The organism is Azospira sp. MPR-E4 (assembly GCF_058809645.1).
The window spans coordinates 20,857-46,353 of record NZ_JBXAST010000006.1; the positions used below are offsets into that span (position 1 = coordinate 20,857).

Here is a 25,497-nt window from a genome sequence, read left to right on the forward strand (position 1 = left end):
GCCGCCATGCACCCCCTGCTCGAACGCCAGATTCGCCGCCACCTGGGCGAACACCCGGAAACGGTCCTGCCGCCCCCGGGCGATGCGGCCTGGGAGCACCTGTTCAACGCCATCGGCGAATCCTACGAGCAGCTGGACCGGGACCTGCTGCTGCGGGAACAGGCCCTCAACCTCACTTCGGAAGAACTCAACCGGCGCAACGACGACCTGCGCCGGGAACTGGCCGAGCGCACCGAGACGGAAGAGGCACTGCAGCGGGAAAAAGGCGAGCAGGCGGCCCTCATCACCCGGCTCGAGGATGCCAAGCGGCAGCTCCTGTATTCGGAAAAGATGGCCTCCATCGGCCAGCTGGCGGCAGGGGTGGCCCACGAGATCAACAACCCGGTGGGCTTCGTGCAGTCCAACATCAACACCCTGGCCGGCTACGTGGAGGACCTCTTCGCCCTCACCGACCTGCTGGAGGAACTGGCCGCCGACCTGCCCGACGATTCGCCCCTGGGGCGCAAGATCCGGGAAAGCTGCGAGCGCTACGACCTGGAATTCCTGCGGGAGGACGTGCCCAAGCTGCTCAGCGAATCCCGGGACGGGGTCAGCCGGGTGCGCAAGATCGTGCAGGACCTGCGGGACTTCTCCCACCCGGACGAAGGCAAGTTCGCCTGGATCGACCTCAACCCGGGCATCGTCTCCACCCTCAACATCGTCAACAACGAGCTGAAGTACAAGGCCGAGGTCATCACCGAGCTGGGGGAACTGCCCTTGATCGAGGCCAACCAGAACCAGCTCAACCAGGTCTTCCTCAACCTGCTGGTGAATGCGGCCCACGCCATCAAGGACAAGGGCGTCATCAACGTGGCCACGCGCCACCTGCCGGAAAGCGGGGAGGTCTGCATCAGCATCGCCGACACCGGCGCCGGCATCCCGCCGGAAAACCTGAAGCGTATCTTCGACCCCTTCTTCACCACCAAGCCGGTGGGCAAGGGCACGGGTCTGGGCCTTTCCCTCTCCTACGGCATCGTGCAGAAGCACCACGGCCGCATCGAGGTGGACAGCCAGGAGCGGGCGGGCACCCTGTTCCAGGTCTTCCTGCCCATCCACCAGCCGGCAGCCAGCGCCGCCGGGGAGGAGGCCGCTCCGGCGGCAGAGGCCACCGCCGCCGGGCAGCAGGCCTGATCAGCCCTTGCTCTTGGCTTCCAGCTCTTCCCAGCGTTCCAGCAGGAGCAGCAGTTCCTCGTCGATCTCCCCCAGTCTGGCGGAGCAGCGCTGGGCTTCCTGGGGGTCCCGCTGGTACAGGCCCGGGTCTTCCAGGCGCTGGCTGAGGCCGGCCTGCTCCGCCTCCAGGGCGGCAATGCGGTCGGGCAGGGCTTCCAGCTCCTTGTTTTCCTTGTAGCTGAGCTTCACCGGCTTGGCTTTGGCGGCCTTGTCCTCCTTCGGCGCCGCCGCCTTCTCTTCCCTGGCCTGGGCCTTGGCCGCCTGGCTTTCCTCCGCCTGGCGCCTCTGCTGGTAGGCAAACCAGTCGCTGTAGCCGCCGGCGTATTCGTGCCACACCCCGTCGCCTTCGGCGGCGATGGTCTGGGTCACCACGTTGTCGAGGAAGGCCCGGTCGTGGCTGACCAGGAACAGGGTGCCCGGGTAGTCCTGCAGCAGCTGCTCCAGCAGCTCCAGGGTTTCGATGTCCAGGTCGTTGGTGGGCTCGTCCAGCACCAGCACGTTGGCGGGACGGGCGAAGAGGCGGGCCAGCAGCAGGCGGTTGCGCTCGCCGCCGGAGAGGGACTTCACCGGCGAACGGGCCCGCTGGGGCGCGAAAAGGAAATCGCCCAGATAGCTGATGACGTGCTTTTTCTCGTTGCCGATTTCCACGTAGTCGGAGCCCGGGGAGATGACGTCGGCCAGGGCCGCCTCCTCATCCAGCTGGCTGCGGAACTGGTCGAAATAGGCCACCTCCACCTTGGTGCCCTGGCGCACGCTGCCCTCGTCGGGCTGCAGCTCGCCCAGGATGAGGCGCAGCAGGGTGGTCTTGCCGGCGCCGTTGGGGCCGATGAGGCCGATCTTGTCGCCGCGCATGAGGCGGGTGGAGAAGTCCCGGACGATGGTGCGCTCGCCGTAGCGCTTGGTCACATGGGTGAGTTCGGCCACCAGCTTGCCGCTCTTCTCCCCCGAGTCCAGGGCCAGTTCCACCTTGCCCTGGCGCTCGCGCCGGGCCGCCCGCTCGCGCCGCAACTGCTCCAGGCGCAGCACCCGGCCTTCGTTGCGGGTGCGCCGGGCCTCCACGCCCTTGCGGATCCACACTTCTTCCTGGGCCAGGAACTTGTCGAACTTGGCGTTCACCACCGCCTCGTCGGCCAGCATGCGTTCCTTGCGCTCCTGGTAGGCGGCGAAATTGCCGGGGAAGCTCACCAGCTGGCCCCGGTCCAGTTCCACGATGCGGGTGGCCAGGCGGTTGAGGAAGGCCCGGTCGTGGGTGATGAAGAGCAGGGTGACGTTGGCTTCGAGAAGCAGGTTTTCCAGCCAGGCGATGGCGCCCACGTCCAGGTGGTTGGTGGGTTCGTCCAGCAGCAGCACTTCCGGCGCCACGGCCAGGGCCTGGGCCAGGGCCAGGCGCTTCTTCTGGCCGCCGGAAAGGCCGCCCACCCGGGCCTCCGGGTCCAGGGAAAAACGCTGGATGGCGGCCTCGGCCTGGGCATTGACGGCCCAGGCGCCGCGGGCCTCCAGGTCGGTCTGCAACTGGTGCAGGCGGGCCAGCAGGACCTCATGGTCGGCCCCCTCTTCCGCCAGGCGGTGGGACACCTCATGGTATTCGGCCAGCAGGGCCGAGGTGTCGCCCATGCCGCCGACCACGGCCTGGAACACGCTCTGTTCCGGATCGAAGGGCGGCTCCTGGGGCACGTAGCCGATGCGGGCGCCGGGCTGGCGCCACACCTCGCCGTCGTCCAGGCCGCCCTGGCCGGCCAGGGCCTTGAGCAGGGAGGACTTGCCGCAGCCGTTGCGGCCGATCAGGGCCACCCGCTCCCCAGGATCCAGCTGGAAGTCGGCGTGGTCGAGCAGGGGCACGTGGCCAAAGGCAAGGCAGGCGGATTTGAGTTGCAGGTAGGGCACGGGAGGCAGCCGGTGGAAGCAAAGGCCGCTATTGTAGCCTCCCCCGCCGCGGGCCAGCCCCCGGGCTTGCCCGGCGGGGCGCCGCCGCCTTAAGCTTGGCCCCATGAAACCTGCCAGCCACCCCACCGCCCTGCGCCTGCAGGCCCTGCTCCAGGCCGCCGGCCACAACGCCGCCGTGGTCGAGTTCGACCAGCCCACCCGCACCAGCGCCGAAGCCGCCCAGGCCATCGGCTGCAGCGTGGCGGAAATCGCCAAGTCCGTGGTCTTCCGCCGCCGCAGCGACGGCCGCGCCGTGGTGGTGGTGACCTGCGGCGACCAGCGGGTCAGCGAGAAGAAGGTCAAGGCCCTGGTGGGCGGCCCCATCGAGCGGGCCGAGGCGGAATTCGTGCGCCAGGCCACCGGCTACGCCATCGGCGGCGTCTCGCCCCTGGGCCAGCCCGGAGAGGTGATCCTGCTGCTGGATGGTCTCTTGCAGCGCTTTGCCACCGTCTGGGCCGCCGCCGGCACGCCCTTCTCCGTCTTCCCCCTGGCCCCGGCCGACCTGCAGCGTCTCACCGGCGCGCCCTGGGCCGACGTGCACCAGGAAGCGCCGGCCGCCTGAGCCGCCAAAAAAAAGCCCGGCAGGTTTCCCCGCCGGGCCGCCATGGACGGGCTGAGCCGCCTTAGACCTTGAAGCGCTGCAGGGCCGTCTGCAGCTCCTGGGCCAGGGTCTGCAGGTTGCGGGCGTACTCGGTGTTCTGGGTGGAGGTGGCGCTGCCCTCTTCCGCCATCTGGGCGATCTGCTCCACCAGACGGGCGATTTCCTGGCTGACCACGCTCTGCTCCCGGGTGCTGTCGGCGATGTCGCGCACCGTGCTGACCGACTTCTCGGTATTGGCATCGATGACCTGCAGGGCCTCGCCGGCCTCCCGGGCCATTTCGACACCGGCTTCCACCTGACGGCTGACCACCTGCATGCCGGCCACGGCGCTCTGGGTCTCGCCGGTGATGGCGGCGATGGTGTCGGCAATTTCCTGGGTGGAGGAACTGGTGCGCTCGGCCAGCTTGCGCACTTCGTCGGCCACCACGGCAAAGCCCCGGCCCTGTTCCCCGGCCCGGGCCGCCTCGATGGCGGCGTTCAAGGCCAGCAGGTTGGTCTGGTCGGCGATTTCCTTGATCACGCCGACGATGCCGGAAATCTGCTGGGAACGCTCGCCCAGGCTGTGGATGACCTCGGCGGAGCGGCCGATTTCGCCGGCGATGCGTTCCATTTCCTCCACCGTCTTCTGCACGATGCTGCGGCCCCGATGGGTGGATTCGGCGGCTTCCTCGCCCACCTGGGCGGCGTCGCCGGCGCTGGCGGCCACGTGGGAAATGCTGACGGACATCTGCTCCACCGAGGCGGCCATGCCGGAGGCGGACTGGGACTGCTGCTCCGCCGCTTCCATGGCCTGGTGGGAGGCATTTTCCACTTCGGAGGCGGCCGCATTGACGCGACCGGCGGCGGCGGAAATCTCGCCCACCAGGCTGCGCACATTGGCCGCGGTCACGTTGAGGGAGTGCCCCAGGCGCTGCACCTCGTTGCCGCTGTTGCCATCCGCATCGCGCACGCTGATGGTCAGGTCCCCGGCGCCGAGGCGGTCCATCTGCACCATGAACTCGGACAGGGGCTTCAGACGCACATTGACCAGGAAGAAGATCACGGCACAGGAAAGCAGGGCCGCGACGATGCTGGAAATGACCAGGAAATTGCGCAGCTTCATGCTCTCGGCGAGGAACTCGTCCTCCCAGGAGGCGCCCACCAGACGCCAGCCCCAGCGGGAGGAGGTGCCGGCCACGCCCAGCTTCTTGCGCATCTTGCCGTTGGCGTCCTTCATCTCGTAGGTGAGCAGACCGTCGGGGCCGGCCACGGCCTTGGCGATGCTGTCCCGGGTCTCCCCGTCCATGCCTTCCAGGGTCTTGCCGGCCAGGGTGGGGTGGGCCACGAATTCCACCAGGGTCTTGTCGTCCTTGGTCTGGCGGGCGATGTAGACGTAACCGGTATCGGCCACCTTGACCTTGCCGAAGAGGGCCCGGACATCCCGCAGTTCGCTGTCCAGCTTGATGCGCACGGAAATACCGCCGTAGACCTTGCCCTCCGCCGTCTTCAGGGCCTTCACCGTGCTGAAGTAGTAGGTGCCGTTTCGGATGGCCAGGCCACCGTAGTCCTTGCCCTGCAGGATGGCGTCGGCCACCGGGTCGCCGGCCTTGATTTCGGTGCCGTCCTGATAGACACCGTCCTTCTTCAGCAGGGTGGCGGCCCGGTACAGCTTGCCTTCATGCACGGCCAGCACTGCCGCATCCTCGCCGGTCAGTTCCTGGAAGGCCAGCAGTATCTTGCGGTTGGCGTTGAGCACTTCGCCGCCGGCCCGGATCACCGGCAGATCCACATTGCCGGTGCGGACCATGCCCGAGCCCAGGTTGAAATCGCCGGGCAGCTGGCGACGGAAGAAATTCATTTGCCGCTCGCCCCGGGCCAGAACGCTGTCGAAGACGCTGTCCAGGGTGTCCTGCAGGATACTCATCTGTTCCTTCAGGTCGGATTCGGCCAGGGCCACCGCCGAACGGGAAGCCATGGAAGTGGCCATGACGGTCATGGCAGTGAAGATGATGACAAGCAGGGAGGCCGCGACGATGATGATCCGTCGGGCGATGGGCAGTTTGCGGTATAGGTCGAGCATATTGAACCCCTTGTTTATTATTGGTTGGCTACCCGCCAGGCGGGATGGCTGTGTGCCGGGGCCAGCTCACCGCCGCGGCATGTTTCAATATTATTAATCCCTGCTTTACTAAAGTAATACAACTATTTCACGCTATGACCTATGGCGAACCCCGGACCTGGCCCCCGGGAAAACCCTGGCCTGGGGCGCGGCTGGCGGCAGCCGGAGGCTGCGCGTACAATACGCGCCCGCGGCTGTCTCCGTAGTTAAATGGATATAACTTTCCCCTCCTAAGGGAAGATTAGTGGTTCGATTCCACTCGGGGACGCCAGTCCCGCCGCCCTACTCCGTAGCACTCCCCACCCGGCCCGTCCCGCCTCGTTCTGCGGCAATCCTGGGCCCGACTCCCTGCTAGCGCTCGTCCCCAGGCCATCCCGGCCTGAAACCCAGTATTGGCGCGCCCGCCGGCCTTGCACCGGCGGGAATGTCCGTCCTGCCTGCCCCGGCGGGCAGGCCTTCAGCCGGCCCAGGCCCGGGCCGCGATCTCCAGGGAGCGCAGGCGCAGCGCCGGCTCGAACACGTCGCACACCAGCATCAGCTCGTCGGCCCCGGTGCGGGCCTGCAGGGCGGCCAGGCCCCGGGCCACGGTTTCCGGCCCGCCCACCACGGCGACGCCGAGGAAGCCGTTGATGGCGTCCCGCTCGTGGGCATGGAGGCTCTCCATGAAACCCTCCCGGGGCGGCGGCAGGCCGGCCCGGTCGCCGCGCAGGATGCCCAGCACCCGCTGCCGGCTGCTGCTGGCGAGGAAATCGGCGGCGGCGTCGTTCTCCGCCGCCACCAGGGGCACGCCCACCATGACGTGGGGCCGGCGCAGGGCGGCGGAGGGCTGGAATTCGTGGCGGTAGAGGGCCACCGCCTGGTCCAGCATGGCCGGGGCGAAGTGGGAGGCGAAGGCATAGGGCAGACCCCGGGCCGCCGCCAGGCGGGCGGCGAAGAGGCTGGAGCCGAGCAGCCAGATTGGCACCTGGGTGCCGGCCCCGGGCACCGCCACCACGGCCTGGCCCGGCTGCAGCGGCCCCAGCAGGCGCTGCAGTTCGGCCACCTCCCGGGGGAAGTCGGCCTCCGTCTCCACCCGGTCCCGGCGCAGGGCACGCATGGTGGTCACGTCCGTGCCGGGGGCCCGGCCCAGACCCAGGTCGATGCGGCCCGGATAGAGTTCGGCCAGGGTGCCGAAGGCCTCGGCCACCACCAGGGGCGCGTGGTTGGGCAGCATGATGCCGCCGGCCCCGACCCGGATGCGGGAGGTGGCGCCGGCGATGTGCCCCACCAGCACGGCGGTGGCGGAGCTGGCGATGCCCGGCATGTTGTGGTGCTCGGCCAGCCAGTAGCGGGTGAAGCCGAGGGCTTCCACATGACGGGCGGTGTCCCGGGCGATGCTCAGGGCCTGGGCGATGCTGCCCCCTTCCCGCACCGTCACCAGATCGAGCAGGGAGAGGGAGGCCTTGCCGGTGGTGGTCATGGATTTTTTCCTTCCGCTCCCGCTGCCGGGACCACGATGGGATTGCGTTTGCTGGCCAGCCAGCCGAAGAAGGAGAGCAGGGCCAGGCCGCCGCCGATGAGCAGGATGCCCGCCACCTCGCTCGCCTGGAAGGCCTCGCCGAAGGTCAGGCGGGAGGAAAGGATGGCCACCACCGGGGTGCCCAGCACCGAGAGGCTGGCCTCCCAGGCCGGCACCCGGTCCAGGATGTAGATCCACAGCCACCAGCAGAGGGCCGTGCTGGCCACGGACATGAACATGAGGATGCCGACGTAGGACAGGTTCCAGTCCGTCGGATGTTCGGGAACGACCAGGGCCAGCAGGGTCAGGGGTACGGCGCCGATGATCATCTGCCAGGTGGTGAGCACCAGCAGGTCCACCGGCTGGGCACCGCGCAGGCGCTTGATGAGGATGGTGCCGACGGCCCAGCAGAGGGCGGCCATGAGGCCGAGGAACTTGCTGAAGAGGCTGGAGTGCATGTCCCAGGGCGCGATGATGAGCAGAAGGCCGGCCAGGGTGCTGCCGGCGGCCAGCCACTGCTTGCCCCGCACCCGCTCGCCCAGGATGGGCCAGGCCAGCAGCAGGGTCCAGATGGGCATGGTGAAGATGAGCACGGCGGTTTTGCCCGGCCCCCCTTCCACCAGGGCCCAGGTCTGGAAGACCATGAAGCCGGCCACCTGGGTCAGGCCGATGGACAGGGTCTGGCCCGGCGCCACCAGCTGGAGGGGCTTGCCCAGCAGGCGCAGCACCACCACCAGGGCCAGGGCGGCGCCGATACATCGCTCCGCGGCGAAGGCGAAGGGGGCGGCATGGGCCAGGCCCTGCTTGGCCAGGACCCAGGTATAGCCCCAGGTGAGGGAAAGGACGACCAGGGCCAGGAGCGGCAGCCAGCGGCGATAGGCGTTCATGGAAATTCCGTCAAAAGGATGAAGGCGCCGCGATGGCCGAAGCCGCCGCGGCGTGGGTAGGGCTGTCGCTCAGGCCAGGGCCGGGTAGTCGGTGTAACCCTCGGCGCCGCCGCCGTACAGCTTGTCGGCCCGCAGTTCGTTGAGGGGGGCGCCGCTCTTGAGGCGGCGGGGCAGGTCCGGGTTGCTGATGAAGGGCCGGCCGAAGGCCACCAGGTCGGCATGGCCACTGGCCACCGCCGCTTCGGCGCTGGCGCCGCTATAGCCGTTGTTCACCATCCAGGTGCCGCCGAAGGCCCGGCGCAGGGCCTCGTAGTCGAAGGCGGGAGCGCCTTCGGGCTGGCGCGGGCCGCCGGTCTCGCCTTCGATGACGTGCAGGTAGGCCAGGCCCAGGGGCGCCACCTGTTCCACCACATAGCCGTAGAGGGCCTGGGGATTGCTGTCCAGGGGCGCAGCAAAGGTGGTGAGGGGGCTCAGGCGCAGGCCGGTGCGGCCGGCGCCGATTTCCCCGGCCACGGCCCGCACCACTTCCAGCAGCAGCCGGGCCCGGTTGGGGATGGAGCCGCCATAGGGGCCGCTGCGGTCATTGACGCTGTCGCGCAGGAACTGTTCCAGCAGATAGGTATTGGCGCCATGCACTTCCACCCCGTCGAAGCCGGCGGCGATGGCGTTGCGGGCGGCCTTGCGGTAGTCCTCCACCAGGGCCGGCAGTTCCTCGTCGGCCAGGGCCCGGGGCGCGGACACGTCCACGAAACCTTCCTTGGTGAAGGTCTTGGTGGGAGCCGGACGGGCGGTGGAGGAGACCGGAGCGGCGCCGCCGGGCAGTAGGGAGGAATGGGAGATGCGGCCCACGTGCCACAGCTGCAGGACGATGCGACCGCCGGCGGCATGGACGGCGTCGGTCACCTGGCGCCAGGCTGCCACCTGCTCGTCGCTGTAGATGCCCGGGGTGTCCAGGTAGCCCTGGGCCATGGGGCTGATGGGGCTGGCCTCGGCGATGATGAGGCCGGCACTGGCGCGCTGGCGGTAGTATTCCACCGTCAGGGGGCCTGGCTTGTTGCCGGCGATGGCCCGGTTGCGGGTCAGGGGGGCCATGACGATGCGGTTGGCCAGGGAAATGTCGCCGACGGTGACGGGATCGAACAGGGAAGGCATGGATTGACTCCTCGAAAAGGATGTTGCTGATTAGACCGGTCGTCTATGACTGCGAAACAATAAAAGGGCCGCCACTACGGCGGCCCCGGGGGGAAACTCAGGGGGTGAGTATCTTGCGGGTGAAGGCCATGGCGTTTTCCAGGGCGGCCCGGTTGCGGTGCAGCTTGCCCAGCAGGCTGGCGCCCAGCCACAGCTGATACAGGGTCTGGGCCGTCTCCCGGGGCTCCAGGGGCGGCAGGGAGGCATCAGCCACGCCGGCTTCCACCAGGGCCGCCAGGCGCGCTACGATCTGCTCGGTACCGTCCCGCAGGGTGATGCGCATGGCGTCGGAGAGGTCGGCCACTTCGGCGCTGAGCTTCACCACCAGACACTTCTGGGCATTGCAGCCGTCACTCTGGGCATCCATCCAGTGCTGCCAGTAGCGCTCCAGCCGCTCCCGGCCGCTGGCGGCGGGGTCCTGGCTCAGTCCGTCGATACGCTCCAGATAGCCGGCGAAATGGTCCTGCAGCAGGGCCTGGCCGAACTGCTCCTTGGATTCGAAGTAGTGGTAGAAGGAGCCCTTGGGCACTCCGGCGGTCTTGAGGATTTCATTGAGGCCGACGGAAGAGAAGCCTTTGCCGGCGATGAGGCCCTTGCCACTGTCCAGGATGTGCTGACGGGTATTGTCGTAGCGAGTGTTCATGACCGCTACAATACCAACAATTAGACCAGTCGTCTAGTGCGGTAAATCGGGGCAAAGGGAAGCCGATACCTGCGTGACTTATCTCATACCCCAGCGCCGGGAACGAGGCGATATACTTATATCAATGAACTATTCAGCCGCGCCGACCATGGTCCCTCCTCCCACCTGCATCGACTGCAAGCACGCCCTGGAATTGGCCGAAGAACCCGGCATGGTGGCCTGCACGGCCCACCTGGAGTACTTCCCCGCCGACCACCCGGCCACCTGCGCCGACTTCATCTACTGGCCCATTGCGGAACGCCTTTCTGCAAATTAGTCACATCGGAATCAACCCCCGACAGATGAACACATAGCACCAGGCCGCTGAGAATAGTATTTCTCCGAAGAGCGGCTAATTGCGGTGCTCCCATCCCCTAATGCCAAGCCTAGCCAAGGGATGGCTCCACACCTGAGATTTGCTCCATAATGGCTCGTCGGTTCCATGACGAACCGACCCAGACCCTCAAAGCAGGTGCCTGGCAAAACAATAAACAAAAATTCTCATCTCTCATGGAGCTAAGGAAATGAGTTCACACATCAAAGTCCCTCAGGGTGGCCAGAAAATCATCCCCGGCCAGCCGACCCCGAACCACCCCATCATCCCCTTCATCGAAGGTGACGGCATCGGCGTGGACATCACCCCGGTGATGATCAAGGTGGTGGATGCGGCCGTGCAAAAAGCCTACGGCGGCCAGAAGAAAATCCACTGGATGGAGGTTTACGCCGGCGAGAAATCTACCCAGATCTACGGCGCCGACGAATGGCTGCCCAAGGAAACCTTCGACGCCCTCAAGGAATACTCGGTCTCCATCAAGGGGCCCATGACCACCCCGGTGGGCGGCGGCATCCGCTCCCTCAACGTGGCCCTGCGCCAGGAGCTGGACCTCTACCAGTGCGTGCGCCCGGTGCAGTACTTCAAGGGCGTGCCTTCCCCCCTGAAGCAGCCCGAGCTGTGCAACATGGTGATCTTCCGCGAGAACACGGAGGACATCTACGCCGGCATCGAGTGGGCCCACGGCTCCGAGGCCTGCAAGAAGGTGATCAAGTTCCTGCAGGAGGAGATGGGGGTGAAGAAGATCCGCTTCCCCGAATCCTCCGGCATCGGCATCAAACCCATCTCCGTCGAAGGCACCGAGCGCCTGGTGCGCGCCGCCATCAAGTACGCCATCGACAACGGCCGCAAGTCGGTGACCATCGTGCACAAGGGCAACATCATGAAGTTCACGGAAGGCAACTTCCGCGACACGGCCTATGCCCTGGCCAAGCGCGAGTTCGGCGGCGTCGACATCGACGGCGGTCCGTGGCAGAAACTGCCCAACGGCATCGTCATCAAGGACGCCATCGCCGACGCCTTCCTGCAACAGATCCTGCTGCGCCCGGCCGAGTACGACGTGATCGCCACCACCAACCTCAACGGCGACTACATCTCCGATGCCCTGGCGGCCCAGGTGGGCGGCATCGGCATCGCTCCCGGCGCCAACATCTCCGACCAGTACGCCTGTTTCGAGGCCACCCACGGCACGGCGCCCAAGTATGCCGGCAAGGACAAGGTAAACCCCGGTTCCCTGATCCTCTCCGCCGAGATGATGCTGCGCCACCTGGGCTGGAAGGAGGCGGCGGACCTCATCATCAAGTCCATGGAAGCGGCCATCGGCGACAAGGTGGTGACCTACGACTTCGCCCGGCTCATGGAAGGGGCGACGGAAGTGTCCTGCTCCGAGTTCGGCGAGGCCATGATCGCCCGCATGTAAGCCGCCGCTGCGGCCACAAAAAAAGCCCCGCCATGCGGGGCTTTTTCTTTCTGCCTGCCAGCCGGGACCGGCTGGAGAAGCGCGTCAGATCTCGCTGATGATGGCGCTCTCGGGCAGGCGGGACTTGGGCAGGCGGGCATTGAAGTCGTCCTCGCTGCGGTAGCCCAGGGCCACCATGACCCGGCTGCGCAGCCCCTTGGCCTTGAGGCCCAGGGCCTCGTCCACGGCCTCGGGGCTGAAACCCTCGATGGGGCAGGCATCGATGCCCAGGGCGCCGGCCCCCAGCAGCAGGGTACCCAGGGCCAGATAGACCTGGCGGTCCATCCAGGCGGCCTCGTCCTGCAGCTGCTGCTGGTGCAGGCCCACGTAGAAGGCCCGGCCCTTGGCCTGGGCGGCCTTGGCCTCGGCGTTGGCAAAGCGGCCGTCGGCCTCCTCCTGCGCCAGGATGGCCGCCAGATGGCCTTCATCCAGGCTTTCCCGGGCGCACAGCACCACCACCTGGGAAGCATTGCGCACCTTGGGCTCGTTGTAGGGGAAATCGGCGCTGAGGGTGGCGGCGATGCGGCCCTTGGCAGCGTCGCTGCCGGCAATGACGAAATGCCAGGGCTGGGAATTGACGGAGGACGGGGCATTGCGCAGCAGGGTGCGCAGGGCCGCCAGATCGTCGGCGGCAATCTTGCGGCTGGGATCGAAGGCCTTGGTGGTGTAGCGTTGTTCGGCTACCTGGGCGATGTTCATGGAAGCTCCTGGGGATAGGGGAAGAAATTTGCCCGGGAGCATACCGCCGCCCGGGGCCGAAGCAAAGGCCGGGAATTCCCGGCCGGCCAACCTCTAAATTCCGGGCCGGCGCCGACCGCCCCTCAGGCGCCCTTGCCCATCCGCGCCAGCACGTGGCGGGCCATGCCCTTGGCCAGTTCGTCCTCGCCCATGAAGACCGTGCCCAGGCTCTCCTGGCGCAGCAGGCCGGCCTCCTCCTCGGAGTGGGTGCGCAGCACCACTTCGATGGCCGGATTGAGGGTGCGGGCCATGTCCACGATCTTGCGCACGTCCAGGGTGTCGGGCGTGGCGATGACCAGCATGCCGGCCCGGGCGATATGGGCCTGGATCAGCACCGCCGGGTCCGAGGCATCGCCGGAGACGGCAGGCACCCCCCGCTCCCGCAGCTTCTCCACCACCTGGCGGTGCTGCTCGGCCACCACATAGGGAATCTTCTGGGCATCCAGGGCCTCGGCGATGCGCCGGCCGACCCGGCCGTAGCCCACCAGCACCACCTGGCCGGAGAGGAAATGCTCTTCCACCGTGGTCGGCAGGGCGGCCGTCGGATCTTCCCGCATCTCCAGGCGCCGCGCCAGGGCGGAATGGGCCAGGGCCCATTTGCGGGCCGGACCGATGGCGGCGAAGACGACGGAGTTGAAGGCGATGGAAATCAGGGCCCCGGCCAGGATCAGGCTCTGCCCGGCCTTGGGCAGCAGGTCCAGGGCAACGCCCAGGCCGGCCAGGATGAAGGAGAACTCGCCGATCTGGGCCAGGCTGGCACCGACCGTGAGGGCGGTGTTGAGGGGATAGCGGAAGGCCAGCACCAGCAGGATGGCGGCCACCGTCTTGCCGACGATGACGACGGCGGCCACCGCCAGCACCTTGCCCGGTTCCTGCAGCAGCACCTGGGGATCGAAGAGCATGCCGACGGAGACGAAGAACAACACCGAGAAGGCGTCCCGCAGGGGCAGGGATTCCTCCGCCGCCCGGTGGGCGAAATCGGATTCGCGCATCATCATGCCGGCGAAGAAGGCGCCCAGGGCGAAGGAAACGCCGAAGAGCTTGGCCGAGCCGTAGGCCACGCCGACGGCGGCGGCAATGACGCAGAGGGTGAACAGCTCCCGGGAGCCGGTGCGGGCCACGGCCCACAGGATGCGCGGGAAGACCCGCCGCCCCACCACCAGCATGAGGGCGATGAAGGCTCCCACCTTGGCCAGGGTCACCGCCAGGGTGCCCCACAGGCTGCCGCCGGCGCCGTGGGCATCGGCAGCGCTGCCGCCCAGCAGCTCGGCCAGGGGCGGCATCAGCACCAGCACCAGGACGCACACCAGGTCCTCCACCACCAGCCAGCCGACGGCGATGCGGCCATTCACCGAATCCAGGATGCCCCGGGTCTCCAGGGCCCGCAGCAGCACCACGGTGGAGGCGCAGGAGAGGGCCAGGCCGAAGACCAGGCCGCCGCCGAAAGACCAGCCCCAGTACATGGCCAGCACGGTGCCCAGGGCGGTGGCCACGGTGATCTGCACCACGGCGCCGGGAACGGCGATGCGGCGCACATTCATCAGGTCTTCCAGGGAGAAGTGCAGGCCGACGCCGAACATCAGCAGCATGACGCCGATCTCGGCCAGCTGGCCGGCCAGCTCCACGTCGGCGACGAAGCCCGGGGTGGCCGGGCCCATGATGATGCCGGCAATGAGGTAGCCGACCAGGGGGGGAATCTTCAGGCGGGCAGCAATGAAGCCCAGGATCATGGCCAGGCCGAAGCCGGCGGCCACGGTGGTGATGAGGCTGATGTCGTGGGGCATGTTGCGGTCCTTGCGGGGAGTGTTAGCAGACTAGCGCCAAACAGGCGGCCACGCACTCCCCTCCCCTCGACATCCGCCGGGATCGGGCCGACACGCGCTGACCTTTCGCCCGGCGAAGCCCATTGTCCCACGAAGGGCGCCGCGGCTGGATCAGGGAAACGCCGGACAAACGGACGGCAGGCACCGTGCCGGGGACCCGGTGCGGCCAGGAAAAATCGGGGGGAAAACAGCGGGGCGAGGCCCGCCGCTCAGAACAGGGGCGCCAGGGCCTTGTCCAGGTCTTCCAGCTTCATGCCGCCCAGCTTGCGGGCGACGATGTGGCCCTGGCGATCCAGGATCACCGTGTAGGGCAGACCGGCCTTCTCGTTGCCCAGCTGGCGCATCAGGTCCAGCCCGGGCTGCAGGCCGGAAACCAGCACCGGGTAATTCACCTCGTAGGCCGAGGCGAATTCCTTCACCGCCTCCTTGCCCTCTTCCACCGCCACGCCGACGATGGTCAGGCCCTTGGCCTTGTACTTGTTCTGGATGCTCACCAGATCGGGAATTTCCTTGCGGCAGGGGCCACACCAGCGGGCCCAGAAATTCACCACCAGGGGCTTGCCCCGATAGCGTTCCAGATTCACCTTCTCGCCGGCGGTATCGGGAAAACTGGCGGCGAAGAGCGGCGCCGCGGAGGCCTGCTCTTCGGCAACAGCCGCCAGGGGAGCGGCAAACAGCAGGGCGGAGGCCAGGGCGGCGAGGGAGGAACGCAAGGGCAGCATGGGCATCAGGGCAGGTCGGTTTTGCGGAAAGTCAGGAAGCCGGCCAGGGCGGCAGCGCTGCCCAGGAGGACCGGATAGGCCAAAGCATAAACCTTGTAACCGAGAACGCCAAAGGTATCCAGGATCACGTACGCGGAGGGCCCGAGGACGATCAACTGGGGATCGAAGAGGGCCAGGGCCGCGGTGCGGAACACCTGCAGGGGGTTGGCCAGGGCGATGCCGATCACCGTTTCCGGACTGACCTGGCCCTGGATCAGGACGCCGAGCAGGATCAGGTCGAGGAACACCAGCATCAGCAGCCAGACCATGAAGGCCGTGCCCTGGGCCACGTCGGTGCTGCGGGCCAGGGTGGAGATGAGCATGCCGATGCCGAGGAAGCACCAGGCCATGGCGGCCAGCAGGGCGGTGTAATAGACGAACATGCCCCAGGGCACTTCGATGCCCTTGATCAGGGCCCACAGCACGGCACCCAGCATGGCGACGAAGACCGGCAGGAAGATGGTGACGTAGCGGCCCAGGAACTTGCCCCAGAACCAGGCCGCCAGGCCCACGGGCAGGGACAGCAGATATTCGAAGACCCCCGCCTCCCGGTCGCCGGCGACGGAGCGCACGGTGGTGACGAGGACGAAGATGGGCAGGATGGCCATGGCCAGCTGGATGTAGGTCACCAGCAGGCGGGACAGGCCGATGAAGCCCAGGACCCGGGATTCGGTCAGACCGAAGGCGAACAGCAGGGCCACGATGCCGCCGAAGACCAGGCTGTAGATGAGGAACCAGCGGGCCCGCAGGGATTCCACGATGTCGAGTTTGGCGGTGAGCCAGAGGGTTTTCATTGCTGTCCTATTCCCTGAGTGTTTTTATTTGCCTTTGGCGAGGACCTGCTTCTTCGCTTCGTCGAAGCCGATGCTGCCCTCCACCTTGTCGGCCACGGCACCGAAGCCGTAGGCCATGGGAGTGCGCTTGCCGCTCACGTAATAGGCCTTGCGTGCGTCGAGCCAGCGGCCGTCGCGGGAATCGGCGATCCAGAATTCCATACGCGGGTCCGACGACCAGGGCTGGTGCTCGCTCCAGAATATGGCGCAGCCGAAATCGTCGAACTTGTAGACCTTCTTGCTGTGGGGATCGCGGATCTGGGCCGCGTAGGCCTTGTCGCTGATGGCCATGCCGCAGCGGGTGCAGCCGTCCCGGTCCCACTTGATTTCCACCGGGCCGCTGCTGGGCTGGCCGCCGCAGCCGGCGAGGGAGACGAAGACGCCGGCCGGCACCGAGAAGAGGAAGGTGCGGCGCTTCATTGCAGGGTCACTCCCGTGACCTCCTGCATGTCGATGCGGGTCAGCAGGCCGACGTAGCGCGACACCATGCCGAGGAAGCGCAGGCGGTCCGGGCCGGCCACCTGGCCGTGCCAGGAGAGGCCCTCGTTGCGGGCGGCGAAGCCCCAGCCTTCCAGGGCCTTGGTGATGGCCGGGTCGGTCCGGCGCAGGTCCACATGGCAGTCGAGCAGGGTATCCATGCCGGAATCGTCGGCCACCCGGTCGTCCAGCACCACCTTGCCCATGTCCATCTCGATCACCCGGTTCACCAGGGCCGCCACCTCGTCGAGACGGTGGCTGGAAATTATCATGGTGCAGTTGTCCTGGCGCTCGGCCAGGAGCTGGAAGAAGATGTGGCGGGCTTCCGGGTCCAGGTTGGCGGCCGGTTCGTCCATCACCAGCACCTGGGTGTCGCGCCCCAGGGCGATGGCGATCAGCAGCTTCTGCTTCATGCCGCCGGAAAGGCGGTTGAAGGGACGGGCGGCGATGGCGTCCACATCCAGGCCGAGGCGGTCGGCGATGGCGTGGATGCGCCGGGGATCGGACTTGCACACGGCAGCGGCGAAAGTCACCAGCTGGCCCACGGGCATTTTCAGGGGCGGCGGCAGCTGGGGCACGAAGCCCACCTTGCCCAGCACGTCGGCCCGATGGATCCGGGGCGCCTTGCCGTCGATGCTGACCTCGCCGCCGTAGGTGTATTCCCCCAGCAGGCAGCGGATCAGGGTGGTCTTGCCGGCACCGTTGGAGCCGATCAGGGCAATGCGCTCGCCCAGCTGGATGTCCAGGCTGACCCCGGCCAGCACCTGGGCCTTCTTGAAGATCTTGCTGACGTTGTCGAAACGGATCATGGGAAAGGAGATTTCTCGCAAAGCGTTACAGGGCCAAGGCCGCAGGATGCCAAAGCCCGGGCTGCGGCGCTTTGATATTTATCTCCTTCGGCTCCATTTTTCCTAAAGCAGTTTGTCCAGGCCCTTGACCCCGTAGGTCAGGGCGCCGCTGGGGCAGGTGTCCACGCACAGGCCGCAACGGGTGCAATCGGGGCCGATGGACATCACCGCCTCCTCGGCCCGGCCCTTGATGACCACGTCGAGAACGTGGGGCACCAGGCAGACCTTGCGGCAATCGCCTTCATGGAAGCACTTGTCCAGGCGGTAGACGATGCGCAGGGGCGACACGGTGCCCACCATACCGTAGGTCAGGCCGATGGGACAAACATATCGGCACCAGGCCCGGCGCGAGTAGAAAACTTCGAACAGGAGCAGCAGGAAGACCCAGGCCAGGGCCAGGCTGGGGCCGTAGATCAGGGCCCGGGACAGGATGCCGGTGGGCGACAGGGTCTCGAACACGGTGTAGCCGGTGACGATGGCCAGCAGGGAGAACAACACCCAGAACACGGTGCGGGTGCCCCGGTGGAACTCGTGGTCGGTGACCCACTTCTTTTCCACCAGCTTCAGGTGCAGGGCCTCGAACCATTCCGCCACCAGGTGGTAGGGACAGACCCAGGAGCAGAAGGTGCGCCCCCCCAGCAACACCCAGAGGAAGAACACGGTGGCGGTGCCGATCAGCAGGTTCACGATGATGTGCTTGTGGGCCAGCATCACCTGCAGGGCGGAGTTGAGGTCGATCAGGTGGAAGCCGACGAAGCGGGAGGCGGTGAGGGCCCCCTCCAGCATCTGGATGTCCAGCCAGAAGGAGACGACGAAGAGCAGGTTCACGGCGATGAGCACGGCCCAGCGGCGGTTGCGCCACTTGTGCTGCAGCAGCTGGTGCTCCCGGGTGTGCTGCTTCATGGCCTCGAAGTCGGCCTTGTTGAGGCGCTTCAGCTTGTGGATCTGTTCCGCCTCCGGACTGTAGGCGGCGGGCTTTTGCGGCTCCCGGCCGAGCATGACCAGGAGCTTTTCCTTGAAGCTTTTCATTTCAGGCCTCCCAGGTCTTGCGTTCGTCCACCACGATGGCGGCCATGCCGCCCGCTTCCACGGGGCAGATCATTTCGCAGACGCCGCAGCCGACGCATTGTTCCAGGACCTCCGGCACCGCCCGTTTGACGCCGTCGCCGTTGTCCACGAACTTGAGGCGGATGGCGTCCTTGATCGGGCATTCGGTGACGCACAGGTCGCACAGTTCCCGCTCGTAGGGATGGTCCGCCACCGGAATGGGTTTCCAGCGGTCCACATCCATGTAGCGCATGGTGCCCTTGAAGCCGGCGCCCCGGGCTTGCCCCTTGAAGCCCTTGCCCTGGGCCGCCAGACAGATCTGGGGCTGGGCCAGACGGGCCAGGCCCATGCGTTCCTTCAAGTTGAGGGTGGGCTCCGGGTCCTTTTCCTTGGCCTTGAGAATGGGCAGACGGGCCAGGTGGGCGCCGGGCCGCACCGGCAGGAAGTCGGGCTTGATGTAGGTGAGGGCGCCGGTGGGACAGGCCAGGATGCACTGGCCGGCATCGCAGGAAAAGTCGCAGGCCTGCTCCCGGGCGTCGATGTGGGGCACGCCGATGCCATAGCCGTCCGTGAGATCGCCCAGCTTGATGGCCTGCACCGGGCAGACCTGGACGCACTGGCCGCACTTGATGCAGGAGGCAAGGAAGTCCTTTTCATCCAGGGCGCCGGGGGGACGCAGGCGGGTGCGGCTGGCCCGGGCCACGGGCAGATAGCCCAGCAGGGCCAGGCCGACGATGCCGCCGGTCAGGAGGGAACTGCGGATGAAGCGGCGTCGGGCAGTGCGCTGCTTGGCGGAGCCGGCGGGCTTGGCAGCATTGCCGGCAGGCGTATCGGATTCCGGGTTGTTGTCACTCATGGTGCTTTCCTCCGGGGATTCTTGAACACCGGGGCTTCGTCCCGCACCATCAGCACGGGGTCGGAAAAGGGAGCCAGGCGCTCGAGGAAATCCAGTGATTCCATCATGGGGGCGCTCTTGAAAAAGAGGGCGAAGGGCACTTCCATCCACAGGCGGTCGGCGTAGGCGTAATCCTCGTAGGGCGTGTCGCCGACACCATCATTGTTGCGGTCGAAGCCCTGGTAGCCGTCCCAGTAGTTGCCGTGCCAGCGGTTATGGGCGGCACCGCCGCCCCCGGCCACGGCCACGTCGGCCAGGTTGCCCTCGAAGACGTTGCTCTCGAAAACGCTCCCCTCCCGGTCGGAGACGAAGCTGACGGCAATGCCGTTGAAGGCGAAGCGGTTCTTGCGCACTTCGGTCTTGGAGCCGGGCTCGAAGGGCGACAGGTCGGTGCCGATGCCGGTGGAGCAGTAGAGGATTTCGTTGCCCTCGATGACCGTGTTGCTGGCCTCCTTCAGACCCACGGCCATGCCGGTGGCGCCGGTGGCATGGGAGATGGTGTTGTTGCGGATGTAGGCGCCGTTGGTGTACATGAGATACACGCCGACGGCGTTGTCGTAGAAGCGGTTGCCCTCCACCGTATTCTCGTGGGCGAACATGAAGTGGATGGAATAGCGGCTGCGCCGGCTGACGTTGTTGCGGAAGACGTTATGGTCGGAATACCAGGCCACCATGTCCCGGGAATCCTCGATTTCATTGCCTTCCAGCAGGTTGTTCTTGCTGTACCAGAGGCGCACGCCGTCGCCCCGCAGGCCCAGGTCGAAGGGCTTGGAGCGGATGTAGTTGCGGGTCAGCTTGTTGTCGTTGGACTGCTTCAGGTCGATACCGAAAAGACAGTTGGTGATGCGTACCTGGTCGACCACGTTGCGGTCGCCGCGCACATTGAGACAGGCATCGTCGCTGTCGTGGGAGCCGCCGGAATTGGTCAGATGCACGCCGCGCAGCACGGCACCGCTGGTATCCAGGACGAACACCGTGCCCTTGCCGCCGCCGTCGATGATGACCTGGCCCTGGGCCTCGATGGTCAGGGGCTTGTTCACCACCACCGGACCGGAATAGCTGCCGGCCGGCACCTTCAGCACCGAGCCTTCGGGAGCCTGATTGACCAGGTCCTGGAACCAGGGAATGCCTGCCACCGCCGGCGCCGTGGGCAGGGGCACCTTCTCGCCGGAGGCGCCCCAGGCGCTGCCGGCAGGCTTGCCCATGCCGTCAGCCGCACTGGATGCGGCTGCCGGCGTATCGGTGGCGGCGCCGAGGGCCCGCAGGGCGTAATCCGGGTCTCCCACGGCAACGCTTACCGCCGCCCACACCAGCAACGGCGAGGCGGCGACTGCAAGCAGGCGTCTCACTCGGCAGCCCCCTCGCGCACCTGCTTGCGCCGGATCAACAGGGCCGGCATGAGGCTGAGGAACATCAGCACCAGCAGGCCGTAACCCCAGTAGGGATAGGAGTAGGTGGAAAACTGGGCCACCTTGCCTTCGCCGAAGACGGTGGGCATGAAGGGCTTCACCGTGAAGGCGCCCCAGGGGTGCAGGTTGTGGCCGAAGAACCACAGCCAGGCGGCGTAGGTGACGACGAAGAAGAGGGGCAGCAGGGCCGGCACTAGGGCCAGCAGCAGGCTGAAATTGCGCACCTTGGCAACGCCGGCGACGACGATGCCCATGACCAGGATCAGGCCGACGATGACGATGTGGCTGATGAGGGTGACGTTATCGCCCCAGGCCTTGATCTTCTCCGGTTCCTTGAAGAAGGTGCCGGCCTCCTGAACGTAGGCTTCGACGTGGCTGGCCAGATGGCCGAGCACGTACTGGTCCACCAGCATCCAGGCGGCAACGGCGGCAAAGCCGGCGGACAGGACCAGGATGCGGGTCTTGCGCTTGGTCACCATGAAGCCGGCCAGCATGACGGCGAAGAAGCCGAAGAAGAACTTGGCCAGGGGCTTCTCCACCGGGGCACCGGTGGCGATGGGGAACATGCCCACGTAGTGGTTGATGGTGTTCATCTCGTGGACGCAGTCCAGGCCCTGGGCCCCCTTGTTCACGTCCTTCTTGGCATCCAGGATGGGGTTGTAGCGTTCGGTGTTTTCATCCAGGTCCTGCTGGATGATTTCGTTGGCCATGCGGGTGCCGACCCCGGCCGCCTTGCAGCCGTTGTAGACGCCATCGAAATGGAAGTGGATGCGGATGCCGTCAGGAAAGGCGTCCTTGGGGTAGTTCGGTGCCGTCAGGGAGACCCACCAGATGGGGGCGAAATAGGCGGCCACCATGGCCACCAGGGCGATCAGGGTCAGTCCCTGGACCAGGCGAGTCTGTTTGGTTTGGGTATCCATGTTCTGCTGTCTCTCGAAAAGCAGCCCCGCTTACCGGCGACGGCCGCAGGATGGTAGTGCTAGTTATTTTTGACCGGCCTTCCCTGAACCGCCGGAGGCCCTCTCCCCGGGAGAGGGGTGGATGGAGGGAGGATCGGGCCTCCCCCTCATCCGGGGCCTCCCTGCGGGGAGGCCCAGAGTGTTGCAAGCTTACTTCTTCTTGCCCGGCTTGGCTGCACACATGGAGCCAGGCATGGTCATGCTGGACTGGTAGGCGGAGATGGCCACCAGCTGTTCGTTGTTGTACTTCTTGATGATCTTCACCATGTCCGGGTTGGCGTTACGGCGGTGGCCGTCGCGGATCTCGGTCATCTGGCGCAGCAGGTACTTGTAGTGCTGGCCGGCGATCACGGGGTAGAACTTGTCCTTGACGCCTTCGCCGTTCTTGCCGTGGCACTCCAGACATTCCTTCTCGTACAGTTCCTTGCCCTTGGCGATCTGCATGGAGGCGTCGACGCCCTCATACTTGCCGTGGTCGGTGGGGATGCACAGGCCTTCAATGTAGGAGGCCACATCAGCCAGTTCCTGGGGATCGGTCAGGGTGGCGGCGAAGGGATACATGGTGGGGTTGTCGCGCAGACCGGCACGGATGTCGGCCATCTGCTTGATCAGCACGGTGGTGTGCTGGCCGGCGAGCTGGGGGAAGGTGCCATCGGGACGGCCGGCACCGGAAGGCAGGTGACAGGCGCCGCAGACCTCGTAGGCTTCCTGGCCGCGCTTCTTGTCGCCCTTGAGCTTCAGGGCTTCGATCTTCTCGCCCTCCTGGGCATTCCACTTGTAGTCCTTCGACTCGATACCGCCTTGGTGGGGAGCCGGCGGACCGGCGTGGGCCACCCCCAGGGCGATGAGGGAAAGGGAGGCGGCGATGATCAGCTTTTTCATTTGAATCCCCTTACAGAGAGAAAATTGCTATGTACTAATGTTAGTCGGGCCCGGCGGGGCCTGTATTTGATGCGGGTCAATCCGAAAAAAAGACGCCGGTCGGCAAGCTAGCCGCACCGCCGTCCTCCGGGGATTCGGATCAGGGCTTGACCTTGGACAGGTAGTCGGCCAGCGCCTTGATCTCTTCGTCATTGACCAGGTGCATGACGCCCTTCATGGCGGCGGTCTGGCCGTTGTTGCGGGCGCCGCTCTTGATGTCCTTCATCTGCTGCTCGGCGTAGGCGGCATTCTGGCCGGCCAGCTTCGGGTAGTTGGGCATCAGGGGCTTCTTGCCCTCGGCACCGTGACAGGCATTGCAGGTCTTCTCGGCAAACAGCTTGGCGCCGTCGGCAGCAAAGGCGGGGGCGGCCACAGCGGCGGCCAGGGCGGTGAAAAGCACCAGTTTTTTCATGGGTATTCCCTTTCATAAGAAAACGGGGAGCATGGTGATGCTCCCCGCGTTCAACAACTATTACCTGAATCAAATCCGGCGGATTACTTCACCTTCTTGGCGCCGTTCTGTTCCAGATAGGTCTTGGCGCGCAGGCCGAGGTCGGCTGCCTTCACCTGGTACTGCCAGACTTGCTCGGCCCACAGGGTGGCCTGGTTCCAGTCCTTCTTCTTGGCAGCGTCTTCATGCTTGGCCTTGGCGTCCTTGATCTTGTTCAGCTGATCGACGGCGTCGTCCATCATGTTCACCACATCCGGGAAGTCCTTGTAATTCACGGAGGTGATGTAGCCGACCACCTGATCGATGACGGCCTGGGTATCGGCCACCTTCTTCAGTTGCTTCTTGTAGTCGTCTTCGCTGTAGATCGCCTTCTCGGCACCGGCGGTCTTGGTCGCCTTCCAGCCCTTCGGCTTGACCAGGAGGTAGCCCTGCATTTCCAGGTGCAGCGCGGAGCAGAACTCGGTGCAGTAGTAGGGATAGACGCCTTCCTTGTCGGCCTTGAACTTGACCGTGACGGTCTTGCCCGGCTCGACGGAAGCATGGACGTTGTAGGTGGAGACGGTGAAGCCGTGGGTCTCGTCCTGGGCACGTTCGAGGTTGGTCAGGTGGATGGTGATTTCGTCGCCAACTTCAGCCTCGATGGTTTCCGGGGTGATGTGGGAACGGATCAGGGTACCCTTGACCTCGATCTTGTTGCCCTTCTTGGTGGTGACTTCCTCGCCGGCACGGACGGCGCCGGGGTGCGGCTTGTCGGTGCGGGAGTCGGTACCCACCTTGTAGCGGACGCCGGGCTTCAGCTTGGCGGCATCGATGGCGACAACGTAGTGCGGCTCGCCCAGCGGCAGGGGCATGTCGTACAGGAGCTGCATCTTGTCGTTGCTGATGTCGATCAGCTGGTGGTTCTGCGGGTGCAGGGGACCGACGGGCACGAAGCGGTCGATGGACAGCTTGTTCAGCGCCACCAGGTAACGGCCCTTGGGATCGGCGGAGTCACCTTCCATGGTCATCAGGTGACCGATGTTGTAGTGCACGCTGATTTTGTCGAGAACCTTGCCTTCACAGAAGTTCCACTTCACCACCTGGGAATCCACGTACAGGGAGGTGTAGGCCAGACACTGCTTGGAGTCGTACTGGGTGTGCAGGGGGCCGAGGCCCAGTTGCACCTGGGTGTGCAGCGCGTCCTTCATGGCGATCACGGGGATGCCGTAGGCGTCCTTGGACTCGAACTTGCCGGCCTTGATGGCGGCCTGGATCTTGTCGAAGGAATACACGGACACGTGGGTGTCGAGCTTGCCGGCAACGGTGATGAACTTGCCGTCCGGGGTCACGTCGACGCCGTGGGGAGACTTGGGTTCCGGAATCAGGAACAGCACGCCTTCCTTGACGGCAGTTTCGATTGCCAGGACGTTATGGCCGTTGATCTTCTTGGCCATGCCCTTGGCGACCAGTTCGGCAGCCTTCTTCCAGTTGATCACGTGCAGATAGTCGGTGTCCTTGGCGGAACAGCCGGCTTCATAGGGAGGACGACCCTTCTCGATACCGCCCACATAGCGCTCGGAGCAGAAGGAGTTGGTGAAGGACCAGCCGTCGGACGGACCCTTGCCAGCGTCGGACAAATCCTGGCTGTAGGGGGGCAGTTCGAGGGAGAAGGACTGCTTCGGATCGATGCGGCCTTCCTTGCGGTCAAACTTCCAGTAGGTGACGCCGCCGCGGTACTTCTCGTTGAACTCTTCGAGGGGGTAGAACTTCTTGTTTTCCAGCGGGGAAGCGTACTGGGCAGCCTCGATGACGTAGTCGGTGTTCGGGGTGACGAAGGCGCCGCCGTGTTCGGACTTGAAGATCGGGTTGACCACGATCTGCTTGGTCTCGAAGTCGCGCAGGTCGATCACTGCCAGACGGGGATTGGCCTTGTCGTTGATGAAGAGGAACTGGCCGTCGTACTTGCCATCGGTTTCGGAGATGGCCGGGTGGTGGGTGTCGCCCCAGGTGATCTGCTTGCCGTCGATCATGCCCTGGTTCAGCACAGCCTTGGAGTTCTCGTCGTAGCCGTAGCCCTGCCAGGGCTCGGGGGTGAACACGCCGATGTACTTGAGGATGCGCATGGACGGAATGCCATACACGATCACCTGGCCGGACTGACCGCCGGAGGAGAAGGCGACGAATTCATCACGCTTACCGGTGGGAACGTAGGTCTTGGCCGCTGCCAGCAGGTCCTGCTGGGACAGGCTGCGACGTTTCATCACGTCCTGCAGGGACTCTGCTGCCGTGGCAGCCCCCGCTGCCGCGAAACCGATACCGGCTGCAACCAGCGCGGCGACGGTCTGCTTCATACGAGTCTTCATTTTGACTCTCCCGTTGATAAATAAAGGAAATTTCTCTGCTATTGCCCTAGGCACCATAGGGTGCGCACCTACTATGCGGCAATATGTCGCACATCATCGGCGCCGCCACACTTC

23 protein-coding genes and 1 tRNA gene are annotated in these 25,497 nt (G+C 65.9%); 5 read left to right on the plus strand and 19 right to left on the minus strand.

All coding sequences use genetic code 11. The annotated features are described in order from the left end of the window. The first annotated feature begins 6 nt into the window (after positions 1-6). Positions 7-1,170 carry an ATP-binding protein gene (locus AC1RTA_RS03210; protein ID WP_492783938.1) on the plus strand — a complete coding sequence of 388 codons (1,164 nt, stop codon included), beginning with the start codon at positions 7-9 and terminating at the stop codon, positions 1,168-1,170. Here AC1RTA_RS03210 and AC1RTA_RS03215 read toward each other — a convergent pair whose 3' ends face one another. Then, positions 1,171-3,093: an ATP-binding cassette domain-containing protein gene (locus AC1RTA_RS03215; protein WP_416242882.1), complete on the minus strand. Its 1,923-nt coding sequence runs from the start codon at positions 3,091-3,093 to the stop codon at positions 1,171-1,173. A 103-nt stretch (positions 3,094-3,196) separates the two neighbouring features. Between AC1RTA_RS03215 and AC1RTA_RS03220 the strand changes: the two genes are divergently transcribed. Beyond that, the gene (locus AC1RTA_RS03220; protein WP_492783939.1) at positions 3,197-3,694 is read left to right on the plus strand and encodes a YbaK/EbsC family protein; all 498 of its coding nucleotides are present in this window, start codon (positions 3,197-3,199) and stop codon (positions 3,692-3,694) included. Between the two features lie 61 nt (positions 3,695-3,755). Here the strand turns inward: AC1RTA_RS03220 and AC1RTA_RS03225 are convergent, their stop codons facing one another. Next, a complete protein-coding gene (locus AC1RTA_RS03225; protein ID WP_492783940.1) occupies positions 3,756-5,792 on the minus strand; it encodes a methyl-accepting chemotaxis protein in 2,037 nt (678 codons plus the stop codon). A gap of 235 nt (positions 5,793-6,027) precedes the next feature. On the opposite strand from AC1RTA_RS03225, the gene AC1RTA_RS03230 reads away from it, so the two are divergent. After that, positions 6,028-6,102 (plus strand) — tRNA-Arg (locus AC1RTA_RS03230). Between the two features lie 186 nt (positions 6,103-6,288). On the opposite strand, the gene AC1RTA_RS03235 is transcribed toward AC1RTA_RS03230, so the two are convergent. The 4 genes from AC1RTA_RS03235 to AC1RTA_RS03250 form a co-directional block, all read right to left on the minus strand. After that, positions 6,289-7,290, minus strand: coding sequence for an LLM class flavin-dependent oxidoreductase (locus AC1RTA_RS03235; RefSeq protein ID WP_492783941.1), 1,002 nt, complete (start codon positions 7,288-7,290; stop codon positions 6,289-6,291). Next, positions 7,287-8,216 (minus strand): DMT family transporter, encoded by a 930-nt coding sequence (locus AC1RTA_RS03240; protein WP_492783942.1) that lies wholly within the window; start codon positions 8,214-8,216, stop codon positions 7,287-7,289. The genes AC1RTA_RS03235 and AC1RTA_RS03240 overlap by 4 nt, the downstream gene beginning before the upstream one ends. 69 nt (positions 8,217-8,285) lie before the next feature. Next, entirely contained in the window at positions 8,286-9,368 is a 1,083-nt protein-coding gene (locus tag AC1RTA_RS03245) for an alkene reductase (protein ID WP_492783943.1), read from the minus strand. 97 nt (positions 9,369-9,465) lie between these two features. After that, on the minus strand, positions 9,466-10,050 hold the full coding sequence (locus tag AC1RTA_RS03250) for a TetR/AcrR family transcriptional regulator (protein WP_492783944.1): 585 nt from the start codon (positions 10,048-10,050) through the stop codon (positions 9,466-9,468). A gap of 148 nt (positions 10,051-10,198) precedes the next feature. On the opposite strand from AC1RTA_RS03250, the gene AC1RTA_RS03255 reads away from it, so the two are divergent. Both AC1RTA_RS03255 and icd read left to right on the plus strand, forming a co-directional pair. After that, entirely contained in the window at positions 10,199-10,366 is a 168-nt protein-coding gene (locus AC1RTA_RS03255) for a hypothetical protein (protein WP_492783945.1), read from the plus strand. Between the two features lie 247 nt (positions 10,367-10,613). Next, a complete protein-coding gene (icd, locus tag AC1RTA_RS03260) occupies positions 10,614-11,840 on the plus strand; it encodes an NADP-dependent isocitrate dehydrogenase (RefSeq protein ID WP_130458917.1) in 1,227 nt (408 codons plus the stop codon). An 84-nt stretch (positions 11,841-11,924) separates the two neighbouring features. Here the strand turns inward: icd and nfsB are convergent, their stop codons facing one another. From nfsB to nosZ, 13 genes are all read right to left on the minus strand, one after another. Then, the gene (nfsB, locus tag AC1RTA_RS03265; protein WP_492783946.1) at positions 11,925-12,578 is read right to left on the minus strand and encodes an oxygen-insensitive NAD(P)H nitroreductase; all 654 of its coding nucleotides are present in this window, start codon (positions 12,576-12,578) and stop codon (positions 11,925-11,927) included. 122 nt (positions 12,579-12,700) lie between these two features. Then, the gene (locus AC1RTA_RS03270) at positions 12,701-14,401 is read right to left on the minus strand and encodes a cation:proton antiporter domain-containing protein (RefSeq protein ID WP_130458919.1); all 1,701 of its coding nucleotides are present in this window, start codon (positions 14,399-14,401) and stop codon (positions 12,701-12,703) included. 248 nt (positions 14,402-14,649) lie between these two features. Beyond that, positions 14,650-15,168, minus strand: coding sequence for a TlpA family protein disulfide reductase (locus AC1RTA_RS03275; RefSeq protein ID WP_014238310.1), 519 nt, complete (start codon positions 15,166-15,168; stop codon positions 14,650-14,652). After that, the gene (locus AC1RTA_RS03280) at positions 15,168-15,995 is read right to left on the minus strand and encodes an ABC transporter permease (RefSeq protein WP_014238311.1); all 828 of its coding nucleotides are present in this window, start codon (positions 15,993-15,995) and stop codon (positions 15,168-15,170) included. The genes AC1RTA_RS03275 and AC1RTA_RS03280 overlap by 1 nt, the downstream gene beginning before the upstream one ends. Positions 15,996-16,019: 24 nt before the next feature. After that, the gene (locus tag AC1RTA_RS03285) at positions 16,020-16,454 is read right to left on the minus strand and encodes a protein NosL (protein ID WP_130458920.1); all 435 of its coding nucleotides are present in this window, start codon (positions 16,452-16,454) and stop codon (positions 16,020-16,022) included. Continuing rightward, positions 16,451-17,320, minus strand: a complete 870-nt coding sequence (locus AC1RTA_RS03290; protein ID WP_492783947.1) for an ABC transporter ATP-binding protein — start codon at positions 17,318-17,320, stop codon at positions 16,451-16,453. Before AC1RTA_RS03290 ends, AC1RTA_RS03285 begins: the two co-directional genes overlap by 4 nt. Before the next feature lie 102 nt (positions 17,321-17,422). After that, positions 17,423-18,388: a NapH/MauN family ferredoxin-type protein gene (locus AC1RTA_RS03295; RefSeq protein WP_014238314.1), complete on the minus strand. Its 966-nt coding sequence runs from the start codon at positions 18,386-18,388 to the stop codon at positions 17,423-17,425. Between the two features lies 1 nt (position 18,389). Further along, the gene (locus AC1RTA_RS03300; RefSeq protein ID WP_205231381.1) at positions 18,390-19,262 is read right to left on the minus strand and encodes a 4Fe-4S dicluster domain-containing protein; all 873 of its coding nucleotides are present in this window, start codon (positions 19,260-19,262) and stop codon (positions 18,390-18,392) included. Further along, positions 19,259-20,650 (minus strand): nitrous oxide reductase family maturation protein NosD, encoded by a 1,392-nt coding sequence (gene nosD, locus AC1RTA_RS03305; protein ID WP_492783948.1) that lies wholly within the window; start codon positions 20,648-20,650, stop codon positions 19,259-19,261. Before nosD ends, AC1RTA_RS03300 begins: the two co-directional genes overlap by 4 nt. Next, positions 20,647-21,630, minus strand: coding sequence for a hypothetical protein (locus tag AC1RTA_RS03310; protein ID WP_014238317.1), 984 nt, complete (start codon positions 21,628-21,630; stop codon positions 20,647-20,649). The genes nosD and AC1RTA_RS03310 overlap by 4 nt, the downstream gene beginning before the upstream one ends. Before the next feature lie 189 nt (positions 21,631-21,819). Further along, positions 21,820-22,551, minus strand: coding sequence for a c-type cytochrome (locus AC1RTA_RS03315; RefSeq protein WP_205231383.1), 732 nt, complete (start codon positions 22,549-22,551; stop codon positions 21,820-21,822). 139 nt (positions 22,552-22,690) lie between these two features. Next, positions 22,691-23,002: a c-type cytochrome gene (locus tag AC1RTA_RS03320; RefSeq protein ID WP_014238319.1), complete on the minus strand. Its 312-nt coding sequence runs from the start codon at positions 23,000-23,002 to the stop codon at positions 22,691-22,693. Between the two features lie 83 nt (positions 23,003-23,085). Then, positions 23,086-25,383, minus strand: coding sequence for a Sec-dependent nitrous-oxide reductase (nosZ, locus tag AC1RTA_RS03325; RefSeq protein ID WP_014238320.1), 2,298 nt, complete (start codon positions 25,381-25,383; stop codon positions 23,086-23,088). Positions 25,384-25,497 lie beyond the last annotated feature (114 nt).